Origin of the sequence: Bartonella machadoae, assembly GCF_022559585.1 — a bacterium.
In the GTDB taxonomy this organism is placed as follows: domain Bacteria; phylum Pseudomonadota; class Alphaproteobacteria; order Rhizobiales; family Rhizobiaceae; genus Bartonella; species Bartonella machadoae.
Genome location: NZ_CP087114.1, coordinates 1501024 through 1522694, shown reverse-complemented (window position 1 = coordinate 1522694; position 21671 = coordinate 1501024). Strand labels below are relative to the sequence as shown.

Annotated in this window: 16 protein-coding genes, 1 tRNA gene and 1 pseudogene; 10 read left to right on the top strand and 8 right to left on the bottom strand. The window is 37.2% G+C overall.

The window, feature by feature from the left end:
* Positions 1–405: 405 nt before the first annotated feature.
* A tRNA-Ser gene (locus LNM86_RS07405) sits at positions 406–495 on the bottom strand.
* Between the two features lie 803 nt (positions 496–1298).
* Here LNM86_RS07405 and LNM86_RS07400 point away from each other — a divergent pair.
* The 8 genes and pseudogenes from LNM86_RS07400 (at position 1299) to gmk (ending at position 11174) form a co-directional block, all read left to right on the top strand.
* On the top strand, positions 1299–2504 hold the full coding sequence (locus LNM86_RS07400; RefSeq protein ID WP_241437157.1) for an MFS transporter: 1206 nt from the start codon (positions 1299–1301) through the stop codon (positions 2502–2504).
* Entirely contained in the window at positions 2501–3706 is a 1206-nt protein-coding gene (locus LNM86_RS07395) for an ATP-grasp domain-containing protein (protein ID WP_241437156.1), read from the top strand. The genes LNM86_RS07400 and LNM86_RS07395 overlap by 4 nt, the downstream gene beginning before the upstream one ends.
* A gap of 1969 nt (positions 3707–5675) precedes the next feature.
* On the top strand, positions 5676–6620 hold the full coding sequence (fabD, locus tag LNM86_RS07390) for an ACP S-malonyltransferase (protein WP_241437155.1): 945 nt from the start codon (positions 5676–5678) through the stop codon (positions 6618–6620).
* Between the two features lie 20 nt (positions 6621–6640).
* Positions 6641–7378: a 3-oxoacyl-[acyl-carrier-protein] reductase gene (fabG, locus tag LNM86_RS07385; RefSeq protein ID WP_241437154.1), complete on the top strand. Its 738-nt coding sequence runs from the start codon at positions 6641–6643 to the stop codon at positions 7376–7378.
* A 270-nt stretch (positions 7379–7648) separates the two neighbouring features.
* On the top strand, positions 7649–7885 hold the full coding sequence (locus LNM86_RS07380) for an acyl carrier protein (protein ID WP_241437153.1): 237 nt from the start codon (positions 7649–7651) through the stop codon (positions 7883–7885).
* Between the two features lie 101 nt (positions 7886–7986).
* A complete protein-coding gene (gene fabF / locus LNM86_RS07375) occupies positions 7987–9249 on the top strand; it encodes a beta-ketoacyl-ACP synthase II (protein WP_241437152.1) in 1263 nt (420 codons plus the stop codon).
* Between the two features lie 125 nt (positions 9250–9374).
* A complete protein-coding gene (gene mltG, locus LNM86_RS07370) occupies positions 9375–10445 on the top strand; it encodes an endolytic transglycosylase MltG (RefSeq protein ID WP_241437151.1) in 1071 nt (356 codons plus the stop codon).
* Between the two features lie 65 nt (positions 10446–10510).
* Positions 10511–11174, top strand: a pseudogene (gmk, locus tag LNM86_RS07365) (guanylate kinase).
* A gap of 82 nt (positions 11175–11256) precedes the next feature.
* Here the strand turns inward: gmk and rsmA are convergent.
* From rsmA to lptF, 6 genes are all read right to left on the bottom strand, one after another.
* Positions 11257–12087 (bottom strand): 16S rRNA (adenine(1518)-N(6)/adenine(1519)-N(6))-dimethyltransferase RsmA, encoded by an 831-nt coding sequence (gene rsmA, locus LNM86_RS07360; protein ID WP_241437150.1) that lies wholly within the window; start codon positions 12085–12087, stop codon positions 11257–11259.
* Complete coding sequence (pdxA, locus tag LNM86_RS07355; protein WP_241437149.1) at positions 12074–13087, bottom strand: 4-hydroxythreonine-4-phosphate dehydrogenase PdxA; 1014 nt, start codon at positions 13085–13087, stop codon at positions 12074–12076. The genes rsmA and pdxA overlap by 14 nt, the downstream gene beginning before the upstream one ends.
* Positions 13087–14043, bottom strand: a complete 957-nt coding sequence (locus tag LNM86_RS07350) for a SurA N-terminal domain-containing protein (protein WP_241437148.1) — start codon at positions 14041–14043, stop codon at positions 13087–13089. Before LNM86_RS07350 ends, pdxA begins: the two co-directional genes overlap by 1 nt.
* A gap of 118 nt (positions 14044–14161) precedes the next feature.
* A complete protein-coding gene (locus LNM86_RS07345) occupies positions 14162–16531 on the bottom strand; it encodes an LPS-assembly protein LptD (protein ID WP_241437147.1) in 2370 nt (789 codons plus the stop codon).
* Positions 16532–17623: an LPS export ABC transporter permease LptG gene (gene lptG, locus LNM86_RS07340; protein WP_241437146.1), complete on the bottom strand. Its 1092-nt coding sequence runs from the start codon at positions 17621–17623 to the stop codon at positions 16532–16534. It abuts the gene before it with no gap.
* A complete protein-coding gene (gene lptF, locus LNM86_RS07335) occupies positions 17620–18810 on the bottom strand; it encodes an LPS export ABC transporter permease LptF (protein ID WP_241437145.1) in 1191 nt (396 codons plus the stop codon). Before lptF ends, lptG begins: the two co-directional genes overlap by 4 nt.
* A gap of 396 nt (positions 18811–19206) precedes the next feature.
* Here lptF and LNM86_RS07330 point away from each other — a divergent pair, with 396 nt between their 5' ends.
* Together LNM86_RS07330 and LNM86_RS07325 are read left to right on the top strand one after the other, a co-directional pair.
* The gene (locus LNM86_RS07330; RefSeq protein ID WP_241437144.1) at positions 19207–19659 is read left to right on the top strand and encodes a DNA polymerase III subunit chi; all 453 of its coding nucleotides are present in this window, start codon (positions 19207–19209) and stop codon (positions 19657–19659) included.
* Positions 19660–19776: 117 nt separating this feature from the next.
* The gene (locus tag LNM86_RS07325) at positions 19777–20046 is read left to right on the top strand and encodes a hypothetical protein (RefSeq protein WP_241437143.1); all 270 of its coding nucleotides are present in this window, start codon (positions 19777–19779) and stop codon (positions 20044–20046) included.
* Here LNM86_RS07325 and LNM86_RS07320 read toward each other — a convergent pair.
* Positions 20043–21332 (bottom strand): MFS transporter, encoded by a 1290-nt coding sequence (locus LNM86_RS07320; protein WP_241437142.1) that lies wholly within the window; start codon positions 21330–21332, stop codon positions 20043–20045. The two genes, LNM86_RS07325 and LNM86_RS07320, sit on opposite strands and share 4 nt — an antisense overlap.
* Positions 21333–21671: the final 339 nt, after the last annotated feature.

Sequence of the window (21671 nt, the reverse complement as noted above, 5' to 3'; positions counted from 1 at the left end):
CAATAAATGACCTTTGAAGACCCTTTGAGAGCCCTTTGAAAAAATGAAAATCCTTTGAAAAGGAGGTCATTTTTACAAAATATGATGCAAATGATACAAAATTTGTTGGTCTCTGCATGCATGTTTTACAGATTTTAGATGTCAAATAATGGGATTATTGGAAGAGATGTATCATCTTAAATTGTGATTCTGGGCAGAGCAAAATAAGACTCATGAAAGCGGTTCTAAACACCTCTTAAAGCTTCTCTGAGAACCGCTTAAAAACTCTGTGAAAAAAAATGAATTGCTGCAAAACCTGGTGTCAAATTATGCAAAACCTAGTGGCAAGCTACACCAGTGTCAAATTATGCAAAACCTAGTGGCAAGCTACAAGAATCAATAAGTTATTTGCCTCTAAATATCGAGTGGCGGAGGGGGTGGGATTCGAACCCACGGTACAGTCTCCTGCACGCCGGTTTTCAAGACCGGTGCCTTAAACCGCTCGGCCACCCCTCCAAACTAGACATTGCTTTTTTACAAAGTTCTTGCAAAAGGTCAATCATATAAATGAGTTTCTAAAGGTTAATTATCACTTTTTTAATAAGAGTTTTTGAATCCCAATCAAAATAATTCCTAAGTTACAGTTTTTTTTGAGAATGGCCATTAAATCAGTAGTCCTATATTTTAGAATAAGTTTTTTTCAAAAAAGTAAAAGGTGGCAATATAATTTGCCAAAACACTTCATGGAAATTATTGATAAAGAAATTGCATATCTCGTTACTTATTAAGAATATAAAAATCATTAAATAAGCTTATTCCTTTTTTTCTCTGATGTTTGCTTTTTCTTATGTACGATCGTAAAAAAATATTATTAATTTATTTTTTACAGAAATAAATTTCATTAATTACATGAAACTCGGAATATCCTATTTCCTTATTTTTATCTCTCGCACTTTAAAAAACACGTAGTGGGTGATAAAGGAAAAAGAAAACAAACAAAATCATAAAATTATGTCTAATATAAGAGAATTGATGAATTTTGATTCTATTATGTTTTTTTGCCTCTATCTCTCATTTTTTAAAGCTTTTTTATCGGTTCAAGAGTGAGTCTTTTACGGTAGGCACTCTTTGTATAGTAGAAGTTGTATAGTAGAAGAAAAAACACGAGTCACCTTCGCTACTCAGTTGCCTGAAAAATAGTTATCACTACGATAAACGTCAGCATTTAAATTTATATTATGCTCCTATCGAAAATATTTGACATGCTCTGCAATATGTATATCGATTATAAAACGACTTTTTAGAATCGGAGAGGGGGTATGCGCAAAGAACTTGTTTTTCGGTTTTATGGACTTGTTGTTTTGCTGTATTTTTCTGATATGGTGCTTTTTTTAAGTAACCTTTGGAATGCTTATCGCATAACATCCTCATCGGTTTTCTTGGGTGTGACCATGGCGTTAGGAACCCTGACACCCTATCTTTTAAAAAAAAGTGGCCGTGTGCATATTAAATCCTCGCTGCAGTTGGTAGATTTATACAAAAGACGGATCATCATTTATAGCCTTCTTTTATTGATTGCTTTTTTCCATTGCATTGACTCCTTCCTTGGTTTTATTGCTGTATCTATCTCTATTGGTTATCTCTCTTTAATTACTTTAAGTACGCTTGAAACTTATAATACTAAACTAGCGCTTAGTGGTTATATTAGCGCCCAAAAAGCTGCTCGCATCATGCAAACAGTGGTGCAGATTGGTGCTTTTTTGGGAGCAGCTCTTGGTGGTTATCTCTTAGAAATAACCAGTTCGCAAGGAATAGCAGCTGGAGTTGGCTATAATGGTTTGATTGCAGCAATTTGTATGTTTGATATCATCATAAGTCTTGTGGCTGGATATGTTATCTTTCGTGATGAATATAATACTACCGATGGTGCGACGTTTGTAGCCGAGAAGGAGCCAACATTTACATCACAGGCAGATAGTCTTTCCCTTGAACTTAAATTGTTATGCGCTTGCAGAGGCTTTATTGGCTTTCATATTTGCGCTTATAATACACTGGCAACCATCCTTTTTCAGAGTGTAAAAAATTTTAGCCCTGAATATTATGGGCTTTGCAGTGCGGTTGCTGGCGTGGGTGCTTTTTTAGCTGCTTTTATCAAAATCCCTCGCTTTGAATTCATTCTCCCAGCCCTTATGTTGAGTACTTCTGATCTCATTTTTAGTATCACCCAATCGCCCTATTTGGCTGTGTTTTTTTGCTTTTTTATTGGTTTTTCAATGAATACTATGCGGATTAATGCCCGCAAACATACGATTGAAGCGACGAGAACAGAAGCCCAAGCAGAGCTTGTGGGAAGTTATAGTGGCATGCTTTATACTGTCTCCCAATCGGCGGGTTATGTTATCTTTGGTTGTCTTACAAGCTCCGCCCTTATGGGACCACAGGCAGCTATGTATCTTTTACCCCTTACAGGGTTGATAATTTTTATTTATGTCCTTTTCTTTTTATCGCGGCGTGTTACAGCATGAATAAATCCATTCTTATTGTCGATCCTTTCTCCACGGGTGCTCTTTATGGTCCTGCTTTGCAAAAATTGGGTTATGCCTGTTATGGCGTTTTATCTCAACCAGCGCATTATTCGCGTTTTACGCTTTCTTATCAGGGGGAAGGTATGGCAGAAGAAAAGCTTTATAGTGTAGATGAGATAAAGCAACGCTTTCCAATTGGCATGATAGAGGCTGTAGTGGCAGGTGCCGAAGGAGGTATTTATTGTGCAGAACAATTGGCTGCATATTATAGTTGTCCTGGTAATAACCCCTTGACGACAGATTGGCGGCGGAAGAAGGCGATGATGCAAAGGCGCCTTTGTGAAAAAGGTTTATCTTACATCCGCTCAAAAATTCTTACAAAAGACGATTATGCTCTCGATGATTTTGAAAGTCTCAGCGGTTATGTAGTGAAGCCGAATGATTCTGCTGGGAGCGATGGTGTTTTGTTTTTCTCCAGTCGTGAGGAAGTGGTGGCGTGGGTTTCTGAAATCGACTGGATGCAGAAAAATATTTTTGGTCTACCTAATGAAGCTTATTTGCTTCAAGAAAGATTGGAGGGAGAGGAATACATAGTAGACGCTATTGTAAATGGGGAATCTATAAAAATATGTGCTTTATCACGATATAAAAAGGGTATGCATAATGGAAGTGCTTTCGTTTATGAATCGCTTGATGTGCTTGATGCGCAAGATCCCCTTTACGCTGCTCTTATCTCTTATGCAAAACAATGCATTCATGCGGTGGGGATTGAATATGGGCCTGCACATATGGAAATTATGCAAACTGCCCGCGGTCCAGTGATGATTGAAGTGGGAGCACGCCTCCACGGGGGAATTGCTCCCGCTTTGTTTGCACATTGCTATGACAATGATTTACTTGAAAGCTCTGTTAATCTTATTACAGGAGTGTTTTCTGAAGAACCAAGCCGCTTTAAGAAAAAGGGGCGTATACTCTTTCTTATCAACAAGGACGATGGTCGCATCATAAAAGATATTAGCCTATGGCAGAAAAAGCTTCATTCTTGGCAAAATGTGGTTCATTTTGCACTTTTTTTTAAAGAGAATGAACCGCTGCCTCTGACAACCGACTTAAACACTTGCCCTGCCATTATAGCAATTTGGGGCTGGAGTGATGATGAATTATCAGCCTTAGAAAGGACAATTCGTAACAATTTCCTATAAAATACAACATTTGGAAAAGAAAATACAGATTCAGCAACGCAAATAATTGAAAATATAGACAAATATGAAAAATGGAAGCAAATGGTCTTGAAAAAACGATGTGATAATGGGTAACAAAACAAATCTTTTTCCTGCATATTCTGGGTCAAAGGATACCAAAAGAGATACTGAGATTTGTCTTATACAAAAAGTTGACTGCAAAAAATATTAGGGAAGACCTTATCAATTATTGTGATAATTATAAGAGCTTTGCAAACAACACATCTTTTGTTGCATTTGAAGAGCACGCCTCCATACAAAGTATCGAAGTTATAGAAAATTTTGTCTATATTGAGAGGTTTACAAGCATTTGACGGTCAAGAATAGTCTAACACATATCCCAAAATATGGATAATCCTTTAGGGGAACTGCTTTCATGGCGAACCTATTTCATAGTTTGCAATACACCATCTCATATAAACAGCTTAAGTAGAAAGAATTGTACATTTATGTTAATTTTCCAGCATAGGTGTTTTTTCTGATTTGCTGGATATGGAACAAAAAGCAAAAAATACCTTTTCTACGGTAAGAAAAAGACTTGAACCTTTTGAATGTTGTCTCAAAAAAAACTCTTTTAGGAAAATATGATGATTCAAAGAACAAAGAGTAGATGCAACAGTTCCTGCAAGATAATAATATTGAATCATCATTTTATCCATATCGTATAATAACAGAATGCAATAATAACTCAATTTCACAAAATGAAAATATATATGATGGATTAAAAATGATGCTGCCAGAGCAAGAATCTATAGAGATACAAAGAGAATTTCCAAGAAAATACATGATTGGCATATTCACGAAGTTGATGAAACTCTCTTAATTATAGAAGGAGAGCTAGATTTTTTCTATAGTGAAAAACGTATAACTTATATATCAGGAAGTGTTATACACCTCTTTACAAATACAAGGCACAAATCAGTTGCAGCAGATGCAGGATGCATATACGCAATTGCTACGGAAAATATTGCTATTAAAAATGGGTAATTAAGTGTTCTTTATACGATGATGTTTTGATAATATCTTCAGATTTTACACTTTTCTATTTTGAAGAAAGTCATATCTTTAGGCGTTATCAATGCAATTCTAAAAATAAGATGGAATTTTAAATCTAAGCGATTTCGTTATAGATAATTTTAAACGTTTGCATTTTTAACAATGCAATTTGTTATGATAAAACGTATTGTAAAACTTATGAGCTGTTATGAATGATAGCTGCTTTGCAATTCATGTGAATATTCACATGCGTTATAATATTTGCATCGTGATCTGTTTTTATGCTCTGTTTATAGAGAACAATTGTTTATAGAAATGATCAATTGAATATGCATAAAAGTGTAGCTTTTTAAGAAAATTCAACAAAATAAAAATATATAAACTATTAACTTTATTGTATTTTCATAAAATGATTCATGATCGCTACGTAGAAGAAATCGCTTTACCTAAAAACAAAAGCGATTTGAAGTTTCTAGATGGCAAAGTAATGATGATCAAGAGCAAATCTATCATCGCATGATAACAGAAGCTACCAGTGGTTTTTTGATATGTCTTATGACGTTAGAAATGATGAGATTCCTTTTTAGATAAAAGGCAGTATTGTGAAAAAACAAAAAAGAGAGGAGGACCTAGAATCTTAGGGCAATGAAGAGAAAAATGAATGCATCTTACGTGCAAAATCACCACATGAATCTGTTGATTAATTGGTAATAGGAATGCGTGCTAAACGCTTTTATTTAATACTATAATAAATTCACTGACCGGTAATCTATATCGAGTGGTTTTGTTTGTGGGGCGTGCATACTCAAGAGGAATATGATACTGCACGATAATATCAATAGAATAAGAAACAATTATCTCTGTATAACTTGATTTGTATTGATGAATGAGATCAAAAGAAGAGAATTTAATTGCATAATTGAGGAGTCAAATAATGGTAGCTGCTTTTATTTTTCCAGGGCAAGGGAGCCAGCTTGTTGGTATGGGCAAAGCGCTTGCAGAACAATTTGTTGCCGCTCGGATGGTTTTTGAAGAAGTTGATGATGCCTTAGGTGAGAAATTATCAGATATCATTTTTGAAGGACCAGCAGATATTTTAATGCTAACAGCAAATACTCAGCCAGCATTAATGGCTGTATCCATAGCAATTATTCGTGTGATGGAACAATTGGGATTTAATATAAAAGAAAAGATAAAATTTGTTGCAGGCCATTCTTTGGGAGAATATTCGGCTCTTTGTGCAGCTGGTACATTTAGTCTTACTGATACAGCGAGGCTTTTGCGTATTCGCGGCAATGCTATGCAGGCTGCTGTTGCTGTTGGTAAAGGCTCTATGGCAGCCCTTATCGGTTTGGATGAAAAAGATGTAGAAGGAATTTGTGAGGCTGTTTCTGGAGAAGGAGTATGCCAGATTGCTAATGATAATGGTGGTGGACAAATTGTTATTTCAGGTGAAGCAATAGCTGTTGAAACAGCAGTGGAAATTGCGTCAAAAAAAGGTGCTAAACGTGCACTTCTTCTTCCTGTTTCTGCGCCTTTTCATTCGTCCTTAATGCAACCTGCTGCTGATGCCATGAAGAAAGCGCTTTTGACTGTTAACAAAAGCCCCCCTCTTGTTCCTCTAATTTCCAATGTTTCTGTTGCACCAGAGAGTGATCCAGAGCGTATTATGACACTTCTTGTTCAACAAGTGACAGGGAGAGTACGGTGGCGCGAAACTATAGAATGGATGAGTGCTCATGGGATTGATACAGTTTTTGAAGTTGGTTCTGGAAAAGTATTAACAGGTTTAACACGTCGTATTAACAAGGACATAAAGGGATTAACAATTGGAACAGCAGGGGAAATAGAAACAGCACTACAGATGCTTAGCGTTTAATCGATGAAGGAGTCATAAAAATGTTTAAGTTAACAGGTCGTAAAGCTCTTATAACAGGGGCATCGGGAGGAATTGGTGAGGCAATAGCGCGTTGTTTTCATGCACAAGGAGCGATTGTTGGGCTCCATGGAACACGTGAAGATAAACTTAAAGAAGTGGCTACAGATCTGGGAAAAGACGTTTTTGTGTTTCCTGCTAATCTTTCTGACCGTGAATCTATTAAGCAATTAGCTAAAACAGCGGAAAAAGAGATGGGGGGCGTTGATATCCTTGTTAACAATGCAGGAATCACGCGAGACGGTCTTTTTGTACGTATGCAGGATCAAGACTGGGATGATGTCTTAGCTGTTAATTTAACCGCTGCTTCTCTTTTAACACGTGAATTGATACATTCTATGATGCGGCGGCGTTATGGAAGGGTTATTAACATAACATCTATTGTTGGTGTTGTAGGAAATCCTGGGCAAACCAACTATTGTGCTGCAAAAGCTGGTTTGATAGGCTTTTCTAAAGCATTGGCACAGGAAATTGCTTCACGGAATGTTACGGTTAATTGTATTGCTCCAGGATTTATTAAGTCCGCAATGACGGATAAACTCAATGACAAGCAAAAGGAAACGATTATGGCGGCTATTCCAATGAAGCGTATGGGGAGTGGAGAAGAAATCGCTTTTGCTGCTGTGTATTTAGCGAGTGATGCGGCAGCGTACGTAACTGGTCAAACACTACACATTAACGGTGGAATGGCAATGATTTAAGTATTTTTTTATTCCACATTGATTTATAAACTGTATTATTTTAAATAATATGAGTGGAGTGTAAAAATGAATGTATTTCCTTCATTCCCTTAGTATAGTAAATTAGTTAACTTATGTCGGAATGTCAGATTGGTTCATTTTTTAGGGGATATCCACAGGAAGTTTTAAATCATTGCTAAAATCTTTAGAGATAATGCATCTATTGCTTGATTAGATGAGCCGATATAGCTAACCAAATTATAGGAAAAATATAAATTCGAGGATTTCAATATGAGTGATACAGTAGAGCGCGTTAAGAAAATTATCGTGGAGCATCTTGGAGTTAATGCAGATAAGGTGGTAGAGAATGCAAGCTTTATCGATGATCTAGGAGCAGATAGCCTTGATACAGTTGAGCTTGTTATGGCTTTTGAAGAAGAATTTGGTGTAGAAATACCAGATGAGGCCGCTGAAACGATTTTCACAGTGGGTGATGCAGTAAAGTTTATCGATAAGGCTTCTACATAATGACTGAAAGGCAGAAGCATTTTGCGCTTTTGCCTCTGTTCTTTCAAACTATTTTGAAAAGTAAACTTTGAGAGATAAGTTTCAATTCAAGGTTGTAAATCATGAGACGTGTTGTTGTTACTGGTTTAGGATTGGTATCCCCATTAGCTGGTGATGTCGAATATAGTTGGAAACGGCTTCTTGAAGGGAAGAGTGGTGTTCGACGCATTACTGAATTCGATGTATCCGATTTACCATGTCAGATCGCTGCCCGTATTCCTTTGGGTGATGGAACAGATGGTACGTATAATGCTGATTTGCATATGGCTTCCAATGAACAGCGTAAAGTTGATGCATTTATTGTTTATGCAATAGCTGCTGCTGACCAAGCTCTTGCAGATGCTGAGTGGTTTCCCAAGAGTGATGAAGATCAAGTTTGTACAGGTGTATTAATTGGTTCAGGTATTGGCGGCATTGAAGGCATTGTGGAGGCTGGTTATACGCTTCGTGATAAAGGTCCACGACGTGTTTCCCCCTTTTTTATTCCAGGGCGTTTGATTAATCTTGCTTCTGGTTATGTGTCTATCAAATATGGTTTGCGCGGTCCCAATCATTCGGTTGTAACCGCTTGTTCGACAGGTGCACATGCAATTGGTGATGCAGCACGTTTGATTGCTTTGGGTGATGCCGATGTCATGGTAGCAGGTGGTACTGAATCTCCGATAAATCGAATATCTCTTGCTGGTTTTTCAGCTTGCAGAGCTCTTTCTACTTGTCGTAATGATGATCCTGAGAGAGCATCACGCCCTTATGATACTGATCGTGATGGTTTTGTGATGGGTGAGGGAGCCGGAATTATCGTTTTAGAAGAGCTTGAACACGCTAAAAAACGCGGTGCGCGTATTTATGCTGAGGTTATTGGCTACGGTTTATCTGGTGATGCTTATCACATTACTGCACCCTCAGAGAGTGGTGAAGGTGCACAGCGTAGTATGATGGCTGCTCTTAAGCGTGCACAGGTAAATGTAAGCGAACTTGATTATATTAATGCCCACGGGACTTCAACAATGGCTGATACCATAGAGTTAGCAGCAGTTGAGCGTGTTTTAGGACATTATGCATCACAAGTATCCATGTCATCAACAAAGTCATCTGTGGGGCATTTACTTGGTGCAGCTGGTGCCGCTGAGTCCATTTTTTGTGTTTTAGCTATACGAGATAATATAGCTCCAGCAACACTTAATCTTGATAAACCATCCATGGAAACAAAAATTGACCTTGTTCCGCATAAACCGCGCGAGCGAAAAATTAATACGATTCTTTCTAATTCTTTTGGGTTTGGTGGTACAAATGCATCTTTAGTGATGCGGCGCTTTGGGGAATAACAACCCTTGTTTGTTTGTGAGTTTTCTACTTTATATAAATCAATGAGAAATGCGCGTTGTGATATTTAAAAAATTCGAGGATGAGAATTGTATCCGATGTGAAAAATGGAAAACCATGAAAGGATGTGAATGATTTCTCTTTAGATCATCTCACAGAGAATGATATGTTAGCACATAAGAAACAAAAGAAGTCATCTATCGCACGGAATCCCTTAGTCATTCTTGGTCACCTTTTTCTAATGCTCATTATGGTCATTATTTTGGCCATAAGTATTCCTCTTTATATTGGAAAAAGTATTTTTGAGGGAAAAGGTGAGACACAGGAAGAACAAATTATTCTTATCCATCCTAGAACAGGAATTCGTGAAATTGCTTCACTACTTGAAAAGCGTGGTCTTATTCGGTCTGCTGATATTTTTGTTTATGGGGTTGGATACCATCAAAAAACAACACATCTTAAAGCAGGAGAATATTTGATTCCAGCACATGCTTCAATGCGGGATATTATGGATATTCTTGTGAAAGGCAAATCTATTGAATATACCTTTACAGTACCAGAAGGGTTAACTGTTCAACAAGTCTTCGATCGATTAGCTGCTAATGACATTTTAATTGGCGATCTGCCGAAAGTTTTACCTCCTGAGGGGAGTTTAATGACGGATACGGTTCGTTTTATTCGCGGAACAACGCGTGAAGAAATTATCAAAAGATTGCGTGAAGGACAGACAAAATTAATTCATGCTATATGGGCTACGCGTTCACCCGATTTACCAATAAAATCCATAGAGGAATTTGTTATATTGGCCTCGATTGTTGAGAAAGAAACGGGAATTGCAGCAGAGAGACCGAAGGTTGCTGCGGTTTTTTATAACCGTCTTGCAAAACATATGCGTCTTCAGTCTGATCCAACGGTCATTTATGGTCTTTTTGGTGGGAAAGGAATACCATCTGGTCGTGCCATTTATCGTTCAGATCTTGATAAGGAAACACCCTATAATACTTATAAAATTAATGGTTTACCACCAACGGCGATTGCAAATCCAGGTCGGGATTCTTTGAAAGCGGTGGCACATTCGCCAAGCAGTGATGACCTCTATTTTGTCGCTGATGGTTCGGGAGGGCATGTTTTTTCTAGGACTTTAGAAGAACATAATGAAAATGTTCGCAAGTGGCGTGCATTAAAGGCAACGCATTAGCCTTTTTTGACTGTAGAAAATGTATTATTAAAGTTTGCAGAAAAGTAAAAAAGTAGAGCGGTATGATAACATTCTTTAAGGATGAATGAGATGCTAAAAAAAGAGCAGCGTCGGGGTTTTTTATTTATTCTCTCTTCACCTTCAGGAGCAGGAAAATCAACGCTTTCACGGTTACTCTTGAAAGAGGGACAATTAGAGCTTTCTGTAAGTATGACAACACGACAACGGCGTTTGAGTGAGGTAGATGGTCTTCATTATCATTTCGTCTCAAAGAAAGAGTTCGAACGCAGACGTGATGATAATGCGTTTATTGAATGGGCAGAAGTTCATGGAAATTATTACGGGACATTACGTGAAAGCGTTGAAAATGTATTAAAAGCTGGACGCGATATGTTATTCGATATTGATTATCAAGGTACCGAACAGCTTCAAAAAGAGATGCCTGGGGATACCGTCTCTGTTTTTATTCTTCCACCATCAATGAAGGAGCTTGTTTCGCGTTTGCATCGTCGAGCAGAAGACAGCCAAGATATCATTAATTTACGATTGAAGAATGCACGAACGGAAATGCAACATTGGCGCTCTTACGACTATGTTGTTATTAATGAGGATTTGAATCAATCCACCTCGCTTATTAAAGCGATTTATTTAGCCGAAACAGCAAAACGTGAAAGAGGTTCTTTTCTAGAATCTTTTATTGGTAGGCTTATGACCGAAGAGGTTAATTAATGTTTTTATTACTTTTAAAAGTGATAAATAAATGGATATTATCGTTTGTAAGATAAAAAAACGGATGATAAAGTTATACTTTTTAGATTAGTAAATTGGCTAACGTGACAAATTCAGAAATTGAAAGTGTTTCAGCACGGCGTGTTCCATCAATACCAGCTTTTTCTAACAGCATTTCACCTCCAACTGCTTTAAGATTTTGACGAAGCATTTTTCGTCTTTGTCCAAAAGCAATTTTTGTAATAAAGCTTAGATTTTGTGCGGAACAGGGAAGAGGTTCTGTTTGTGGAATGATATGGACAACAGAAGAAGTTATTTTTGGGGGTGGTATAAAGGCTTGAGGGGGAATATCAAAAGCAATTTTAGCAATGGTACGCCATCCAGTTAAGACACTAAGACGTCCATAATGTGCAGATTGAGGCTTCGCAGTAATACGCTTTGCAACTTCTCGTTGAAACATTAGCGTCATTGATTCATAAAAAGGCGGCCACGGTTCAGCCAACAGCCAATTTAATAAGAGTTGTGTTCCAATATTATAGGGAAGATTGGCAATAATGCGTGGTTTTTCCAAAGATTTTTCAAAGATTTTTGAGAAATCTTGCTTTAGTGCATCATTATAAATAATTTTTAGCTTTTGTGGATAGTATTTTTCTATCTCTAAGAGAGCTGGTATACAGCGTTCGTCACGCTCTATAGCTGTTACCATAGCACCCTTTGCAAGCAAAGCACGTGTCAAACCACCAGGACCAGGGCCGACTTCAATAACAGGTTTTCCTTCTAGATTTCCTGCTTGATGCGCAATTTTAGATGTGAGATTAAGATCAAAAAGGAAATTTTGTCCCAAGGATTTATGAGCTTGCAAGCCGTACATATTAATAACCTCACGCAGAGGAGGGAGATTATCTATTGGCATGAAAGTTATTGTCCGCAAGTTGATTTGCAAGTTTAAGAGCAGCGATAAAGCTTTCAGGAGAGGCAATTCCTTTATCAGCAATATCAAAAGCAGTTCCGTGATCTGGAGAAGTACGAATAAAAGGTAGCCCTAAAGTGATGTTGACAGTGGTATCAAAGTCCAGTGTCTTAACAGGAATAAGAGCTTGATCATGGTACATACAAAGAGCAACATCATATCTCTTTCTTGCAGATTCATGGAACATCGTATCGGCAGGCAGTGGACCTATGATATTGAGTCCTTTCTTTTTAAGATATTCAATAGCGGGGATAATAGTTGCACTCTCTTCTTTTCCCATTGTACCTTCTTCTCCCGCATGAGGGTTAAGTCCAGCAATAGCAAGACGGGGTGAAGTTATTTTAAAGCGTGTTCTTAGGTCGTGTTCAGTAATAAGTGCCGTTTGAATGATGCGCTCGCGGGTAAGGTATGAAGGAACCTCTTTGAATGGAACATGAACAGTAATGGGAACTGTCTTTAATCGAGGCCCTGATAACATCATAACCGGATGATAACATTTATGGGAGTTTTGATAAGCCAAATCGGCTAAGAACTCTGTATGACCTGGAAATTCAAATCCGGCATCGTAAAGATTTTTTTTAGCAATAGGACACGTAACAAGTGCACATGCATAGCCGCTCTGGATTAATTGAACGCTACGTTTAATCGCTTCAATTGTTCCTGCAGCATTATTTGGTGAAGGTAAGCCTGGTTGACTACTCTGTCGATTTTCTAATGGTATTACAGGAAGAGCGGCTTGAAAATTTTTTACAGGATTATCTGTAAAAACAGACTCTACTTCAACATTGATCTGTAGGAAATGGGCGCGTGTACGAATGACATCTGGATCAGCCAGAAGGGCGAAAGGTGGAATTTGACGCGTAACACGCAAATTCCACGCTTTTATTACTATTTCAGGACCAATACCAGCAGGATCACCACTACTAACAATAAGGACAGCCATTATGAGTTTTGAATACGTGCCGCCCGCCGCAATTCGTCTAAATATTTTTCGCTCAATTTCTCAAGTTTTTGCGGGCTCTTTTGTTTATTATCTTGAATGGAAAATATCAGCCGCGCTACGTAATCATCAGAAACTCTTTTGATTTTACAGACAGCAACCGCTTCAATTCCATCAGATGTTTCTTGGAATTTTGTCATTTTTCCGACAGGTGTTGCAAGGATGGCCTGTTCCCATGCACTGGGAAGTTGCGGTTCAAGAAATTTTCCCAAGTGACGGATAGTAACATCTAAAATGCCTCTTGCTTGATTTCGTGCATTAGCACATCCTCGGAAATGTGCGCGAAAATTGTTTGCTTCTCTTTGCCGTCTCTCAAAGATTTCTGAACGGCGGTGTGCAGGAATAACAAAAACAATTCTCTGGAGTGTATATTCATTGGTAGAAGGCTTAATACCACCATTTTTTAATATTCTGCGGACAGCTTCTTGTTCTGTAACCATACTTGTTTCGGCTTGATAGCGTGCATTAACAAGACGCCCCCATCCTATCTGTCCACGGATGTAATCTTTGAAGTGTTGCACGGTGATATCATTTTGAATCAGAATTTGGTCTAGCTGCTCAATGGTCATATTATTTTGCGTTGCAAAATTTTCAAAAGCACTGTCAACATCATTCTTACTTACTTCAATATTTCGGCGCTTTATTTCGATATTTTTGAGGGTTTCATTGATAAGCTCAGCTTTTGCTTGTGCAATAAGATTACCCTGCTTTTGTTGGAGTTTGAGAAAAGCAGCACGTCTTTGAATATCGTAATTTGTGATAGGATTACCATTGACTGTAACAACAATGGCAGTCTGCGCGAAAACCGGTGAAATTAAAAATCCACTTATCAGCATGTTGCTTGCGCTTAAAGATGCAATACAAAGTAAAGCAAGAATACGCTTTTTCAATTTATTCATGTAAATAGGCCTTCGCATTATTTATTAATTTTCATCAACTACTTAAAATATACGTTTTTTTTCATAAAAACAATAATAAGTTAAATTGCTTATACATTCTCTTCATAAATCTGACTCTTTATAAATCTGATTTTACCTTTTTTCCAATATCTGCAATTGTTCGTAATGAAAGAGAGAAATTAAAATTTCGCAAAGGTGTTTTCTTTCCTAGATTGTTTGTTTGCTGATAACCGAATGTTAGCCCAAAACATTCATCTGTGTAGTTCAAGCTGATTCCTCGTTTTACGAATGTACCAGATACCAAGTCATAACCGGCATTGCTATTAATAGACCAATAGTTAGCCAGTTTAATACCAGTTTGAAAAGAAATTTCTTGGCGCTCTTGTGGATATTCATAATCTGGTTGGCTAGCAATATAGGCATACTGCATAGCCACTGCCAAATTTTGCCATTTCTGTGATGCTTCAATTTCGCTACGGCGAACTTTTCCAGTGTTTTTATCAAAACGTCCACGAGCTTCTAGGGAAAAACCACTCTTATGGTTTGCACCAAACATTGCAACATAGTCTGAACGTGCCGCTTCGAGACTGGAATGAATGCCCACATTCACAAAATCATTTTTGGCAAAAGAATTTTTTCCCGCCAAATGAAAGGACTGTCCAACAAGACCATAAAGAGACCAACTATTATCAAAACTTCCAGAATATCTCAAACCTATATTGGCTCTTGTTCCACCTTCTACACGATCATAACCAGAGAACTTATTGCGTTGAAAAAGGGTGGTTGCATCAAAGATGAAACTTTGCGCATCTTCGTTAGGGATTTGTCCGATATATTGTTCATCATTGCGTACAAAAATTTGTGCAGTCGGTTCTATAATATGCTTAGAATTGCCCAATGTAAGAAGAAAGGGATAACGTAATTCTAGACCAGCAGTTACCATACCACGAAATGCTGTGTTGCGAAGAGTGGACGAAAGGCTCTTTGTTATAGAAGAAGTATCGTTTTCATGTGTATTTGTTGTGATGATATCAGCTCGTAAAGAGAGAAGAGGGGAGAATATGAGTCCATTGCGTGTGTTGAAGCGCTTTTTCCACTCCAGTTCATTTGTTAAACGAAAACTACTCCCAGCTATACCAGAAAGCCTAGCAGCGTTGAGAGGATTTCCATTCCAGTCAGTAGCATTAAAGTCAGTATGACGACGATAGAGAGATTGTAGATTGCTATGGAAGGTAAGTTTTCCAGTATAGATTGATTCATTTGGCGTAAAAAAATAATCAATACGGGGGAGGACCCATGCTTGCCGAGAGTGGCGCTCATAATAAGGATCACTTAAGCCCAAATCTTGAACTTTAAAATGATAAAAACGCATATCAAAGTAATTTTTTCCTGCAAGACCATTCAAATAAAGCTGAGAAATTTGTAGAGGATTGTCATAGTTTTCAAGTTTATAGGCACGGCTAAAATGTCGATCAGACTGTGCGAGAATATCCCATCCATAAGTCCAGTGCGAATTAAGTCGAAAATCACCTTTCGTTGCAAGCATAGAGCGATTCTTATGCTGTGCATCAATCGTATCACGGTCAAAACTTTGTGGTTTCATTTGATAGATATGAGCAAAGCGAATGTTGTAATTGCCTGTTTTAAACCGTTGACGCCATTCCCCTTCAGTTAAAAGTCCTTGTTGTGTATAGAGAGTAGAAGAAAGTGTAAAATCATAATGAGGAGCGAGATTCCAAAAATAGGAATTTTTTATTCCCATACCGAGATAATCAGAATAAAAAAAGTGAGGTGTAAGAAGACCACTCGCGCGCTTCACAGTTGGATCATGAATCTCAAAAGTTGGAAATTTGAGAATCGGTACACCAAAGACTTCAAAATGACTCTTTTCAAAGCGAATTTTTTTTGTAAGGTTGTTCCATATAATTTTTCTTGCTTTAATTTTCCATAACACTTCTCTTTCTGGTTTATAGGAGCAAGGTTCACAGGCTGTGTAGGAGGCATTGTTGAAAATTGTGATTCCACTGTTACTTCGTGTTGCACTTAAAGCTGCAAAATGAATATTGTTGGCCGTATCAATGCGTAAGGCATTCACGAATCCTTCGCCAAAATCTTTAGTCATATCAATTTGATTGGAATAAATTTTATTACCATCTTTTTGAACAATTTCGACATTTCCTTGCGCTATAATTCGTCCTGTTTTTTGATTATAGATGACTTTTTGGGCAACAACTTTATTGCCATCATATTCGATTTGAACATTGCCTTGTGCAGAGACAGTATTATCATCACGGTTGTAAATGAGTTCATCTGCAGAGAGCGAAAGAGGATTTACTGGATTTTGGATATGATTTTGAGCAGAAGAAGGAAGGTTTTTAGCATATACGGAGCAGGATAAAGCCACAGCTAAAATAAAAGCAATAGCGCTTTTAAAAATCAGTACACTTAATTTACTTAAAATTACTCTTTTACTTATTAATGCTTTCACTTAACCATCCTCTTTATGAAGGAGAAAAGAGATTCCCAAAAACAATGCAATAGCAACGGGTGTCCAAGCTGCAATAACGGGTGGAATATATCCAGCATTCCCAAAAGCCTGAACAAGTACGGAAATAACATAAAGCATGAATCCCGCTATTACGCCACCAAGAATTAATGCTCCAGACTGTCCAAAACGATTAAAGTTTAAAGAGACAGTTGCAGCAATAAGCGTCATTGCGACAAGAAGTACAGGCAATGCAATTAAAGATTGTAAATACATATCAAACTTATTGGCAGAGTAGCCAAATGAACGTGCAATCATAATTTTTTTTGGCAATTGATAAAATGGAATAGTTGCTGGATTTACTAAACGTTCAGTTAAAAATTCAGGTTTTAGATTTGTTTTTATTTGAAGCGTATCAAACTTTTCAGGAAGATGTCCTATTTTATAGATTGTTCCCTTTGTTAAAAGCCAAACATCATTTGTCAATGTTGCCTTTCTAGCATTAATCCAATTTTTGACTGTTGCATTCTCATTATATTCTACAAAAATTGCATCAATAAGAGAAAGCCCTTGATCTGTAATGGATTTAGCACCAATAGTTGTTCTACCTGAAGATGTACGTTGTGTTAACCATAGGATCGGCGTATCATGAAGAGATTTTAGTACATTATTACTACGCCATTCAGCCATCATTTTTTCTGCTTGAGAAAATCCCCATGCGGCAAGGGGATTCATGAGAAAAATTGAAAATAATCCAAAAAGAAAAGCTCCAAAACAAGCAGGCATAAGGAATTGCCATGCAGAAACACCGATTGAGCGCGTAACAACAAGTTCAAGTTTTCGATTAAGTGAGATCAGCATTACCATTGCAGAAAAGAGGGCAATAAAGGGAATGAGTTGTTGCATGATAAAAGGGATGCGTAAAACAGAGATTAAAAAGGCGTCTTTTGCCGTATAATGTGGAAGGTTGGATAATCGGCCAGAAGTTTCCGTAAAATCAATTAAAAGAGCAAGAATCAAAATTCCCCAAAAAAAGTAACAGGTTATTTTAATATAACGTATAAAAAAATATCGTCCAAGCGTTTTACCAATCATGAAACTTCATCCGAGGGATATTGAGATTTTCGCTGTTCAAATTTATTGACCAATCTTTGAAAAGCTGTTTGGATAATGTCATTAAGTTTTGTTGGGATACCAATTTGATGATTTGTTAAGAGCATGAAGAAAATACTCACCCCCACAGCTATAGGGGTAATATAAAGGAGAGGAACATATGCGAGATCACTCTTTGCTTTTTCAGCAAAAAAATATCCTATCCAATACACCAGTAAAGAGAAGGCAAGTGCAGAAAAGTTTACTGAATTCCCTGCTTGTCTATATGAACGTGTATTTCCAGCGGCTGCTAATGCAATTAATGAAAAAACAATTGGATAGAGCCATTCTGTGATTCTGCGATGAAACTCAGCTTTATAGTGGAGAGGTTTTCGCTGATAGTAGGGATCCTTTGGATCAGGGGCTAGTAAATAAGAAAGTGGACGGTCTTTGGGATAAAGTGTGGGTGTTTTATCATTGGGGATGAATTCGCTTAAGCTAAAAGTATAGGAGCTGAATTGAACGATTGAAATGCTGTCATTTTGACGATTTATTCTTTCTATTTCGCCGTTATTGAGGACTAAAAAATTGCCATTTTTATTGCTTACAACTGAGGCAGTTGTTGCATAATAAAGAAGATCAGTTTTAGGATCACGCTGGTCGGCAATGAAAAGGCGATTAAGCGTTCCATTTGAGTCGCGTTCACCAATTTCTATGTAAAGGTTATTAGCGAGTTTTTGGAAGCTGCCTTCACTAATGAAAAGGTTAATAAGATCAAAATGAGCGCTTGCTAGCATTTGCCGCATGTTCAAACGTGCTTGAGGAACAATAAAATTGGCGATAGAAAAGGAAGCACAGGAAGCGAGAATAGCAAGAAGAAGAATTGGTTTCCAAACAGTGCTTTTGGGAAATCCAGAAGCACTAATGATTGCGAGTTCAGAGTCTTTATTCATTGCTGAAAGTGTGAACGTAATTGCAATGACTAATGCAAATGGAATGACAAGAAAAACAACAGAAGGAATCAATGAGAGTGAAAATTGTAAGACTGTTAAGAGTGTTTGTCTACTTGTTGTGAGAAAGTTTATCCTTGCAAGAATTTGCACTGTCCAACTGATACTGATTGCTGCAATCATGACAGCGCTAAACAGAACGAGAACACGTTTTAAGATGTAGAACTCAATAATACGCATAAATTGGATAACATCCTCGGTCTTTAACTAAAAAGTAGGTATTCTACACTGCTTTGAATTAAAAATATAATCAAACTTAAAAAAAAGATTTTATATCTATTGCACATTTTTATAAATAAAGCGTGTAGAGTTTTGCTCACTTTAATTGACTCTATCATAGATTTTATTTCCAATGGGAGTCTATAGAGAAGCTAAAAAACGAACTTCAATAGTTTTTTATTAACGTAGAAAATGACAAGAGATCTTTTTTCTAGCTTTAATACAACTGAAGAAAGGGAATATATACAATGAAAAAAAGAGAAATTATTGTATTTTGACCATTTTTTGTCTTGGAGATGATCGAAGCTTCTTTAAAGAGATATTGATTTTTTATAAAAAGTGATGAGGCTCGAGAGAGTGGATATTCTGTTCTATCATTTAACGCAGTCAACGCTGGGGGATATTTTGCCAACACTTGTGGAGCGTGCACAGTCTCGTTTTGGTAAAGTGACAATACAATGTGTGAGTAAAGAGCAACGTGATGCTATAGATATGCGTTTATGGGTTTATGCTAGTGAAGCATTTATTGGACATGGAACTGAATGTGATCAATATGCAAGCTTTCAGCCCGTATTTCTTACCACAGGGCAGGAAAATCCAAATGATTCAAAGATACGTTTTCTTATAGAGGGAGCCGTTTGCTCGAATATTGATGTTTATCAACGGTTAGTTGTGATCTTTGAGGGGCAAAGCGATGAACAGTTGGATATTGCACGTACACAGTGGAAAAAATATAAAATGGAAAATCATAAGTTAACTTACTGGCAGCAGACTGAAGACCGCTGTTGGGAAAAAAAAGTTGATGTGTGACATCTCTGTCATTTTAATTTTTCTTCTTGAGGGGATAATGAATTCAGTATTTTCTGTTATGATTTTGTCTTTTGGCAATACTAAAGATGTAGACTACAATCAAAAAGGTTAAACGGTATGGTGGTGATCATTGATCGCATCTTAATTGTTGTATGGGCTGTCATGTTGGCCTTTTTTTGCGTTTCATGGTTAGGAACAACGCATATTCTGTCGAGAATATTTGCTGTCGCTTATGTTGGCAATATTGCCGATATCTTATTCTTTTTTCTGAGTGCACTGTTCGCGGTGATATTGTGGTGGAGATTACCTCAACCAATACCTTTGAAAATAAAACTGGCGGCATCTTTGCCGCCAGCGCTTATTTTTTTGCTTTTTACTTTGTTTTAATTGGATATTTCATCATCTTTAAAACCAACGAAACAAAGCAATGAGATAAATGAAGCGAGAAATAAGTAATAACCAACATAAGAAATATCAAAATGTTGCACCAAGTATTCTGCAATATAAGGAGCGAGAGAGCCTCCAATAATGCCGGATAAATTAAAAGTTACAGAAGCACCTGTGTACCGAATTTCTGTTGGGTATGGTGAAGCCAAAACAGCACCAAGTGGACTGTATATCATTCCCATGATCGATAAGCCAATGATAGACATTACAAAAACCCCTATAATTCCAGAGCTTAAAAAATAAGGAATTGCAAAAGAATAGAATCCTGTAATTATTGTGATCCATATCATCAAAGTTCTACGTCTAATACGATCAGCGAGTATTCCAGTCAGAACAGTAAAAATACCACAGAAAATAGCACCAACGATTTCTACTTGAAGAGCCTGATAAAATGACAATTGCAAATAGTTTGTTGTATAGCTTAGCAAATAGGCGCTCACCAAATAAAAGAGAACGAATGTTGCCATACCACAAAATGTGCCAAGAAAGAGAATCCGTGGATATTTGAAAAAGACATCTATTATGGGGGCTTTAACACGCTCTTTACGTTCAAGAGTTTTTTTGAATGCTGGTGTTTCGTTAATGGAAAGACGAACCCATAATCCTATGATCATAAGAACAACTGAACCGATAAAAGGAATGCGCCATCCCCATGCTACAAGCTCATTATGATCAAAAAAATGCAACAGACCTAAATAAACAATAACAGATAGGAACAAGCCCAACGGAACACCTAATTGAGGAAACATTGCATACCAGCCACGTTTTTCTGGTGGCGCATTTTCTGTTGCAAGTAAAACGGCTCCTCCCCATTCGCCTCCTAATCCCATGCCTTGCCCAATGCGGCATAGAGTTAAGAAGAAAGGTGCCCACCATCCTGCTGTTTCATAAGTAGGAAGAAAACCAATAATGACTGTTGATAGACCCATTGTAAGAAGAGCAGCAATAAGCGTTGCTTTTCTTCCTATTTTATCTCCAAAATGTCCAAAAACAATAGATCCAAAGGGGCGGGAAAAAAAAGCCGCTCCAAAGATTAGGAAAGACTGCAAAATTGCAAGTTGATCATTTTGCGCTGGAAAAAATACATGAGGAAATATAAGAGCTGCAGCAGTGGCAAAGACATAAAAATCAAAAAATTCAATTGTTGGACCAATAAGGCTTGCAAACAAAATATGAAGAGTAGAATTTTTTTTGCTTATATCTTGTATTTCTGAGTTTATAGACATGAATAGAATGTCCCTTTTAGTATATGACAAATCAAATTATGAAACTAATTCCTTACGCATTGTAAAGAAACCGAATCAGCTTCAATCTATTATTATTACGCTTCTCATTTATTAGAACAATGATTATGGTATGATGTGAGTGAATGATTTTACGTGTAGTTTTATCTAAATTGAACACAATAAAGGCGTTCTTTTAAAAGGATTTAGAAGATAAAAACATGCTTCAATAAACAATAAATGTATTCTTGTTAAGATCGTATTGTGGTTGCCTTTAAAATACAGGCATTATTTTAGTCTCTTTAAGAAATAATCTTATTTTTTAGATTGATATTGATGATT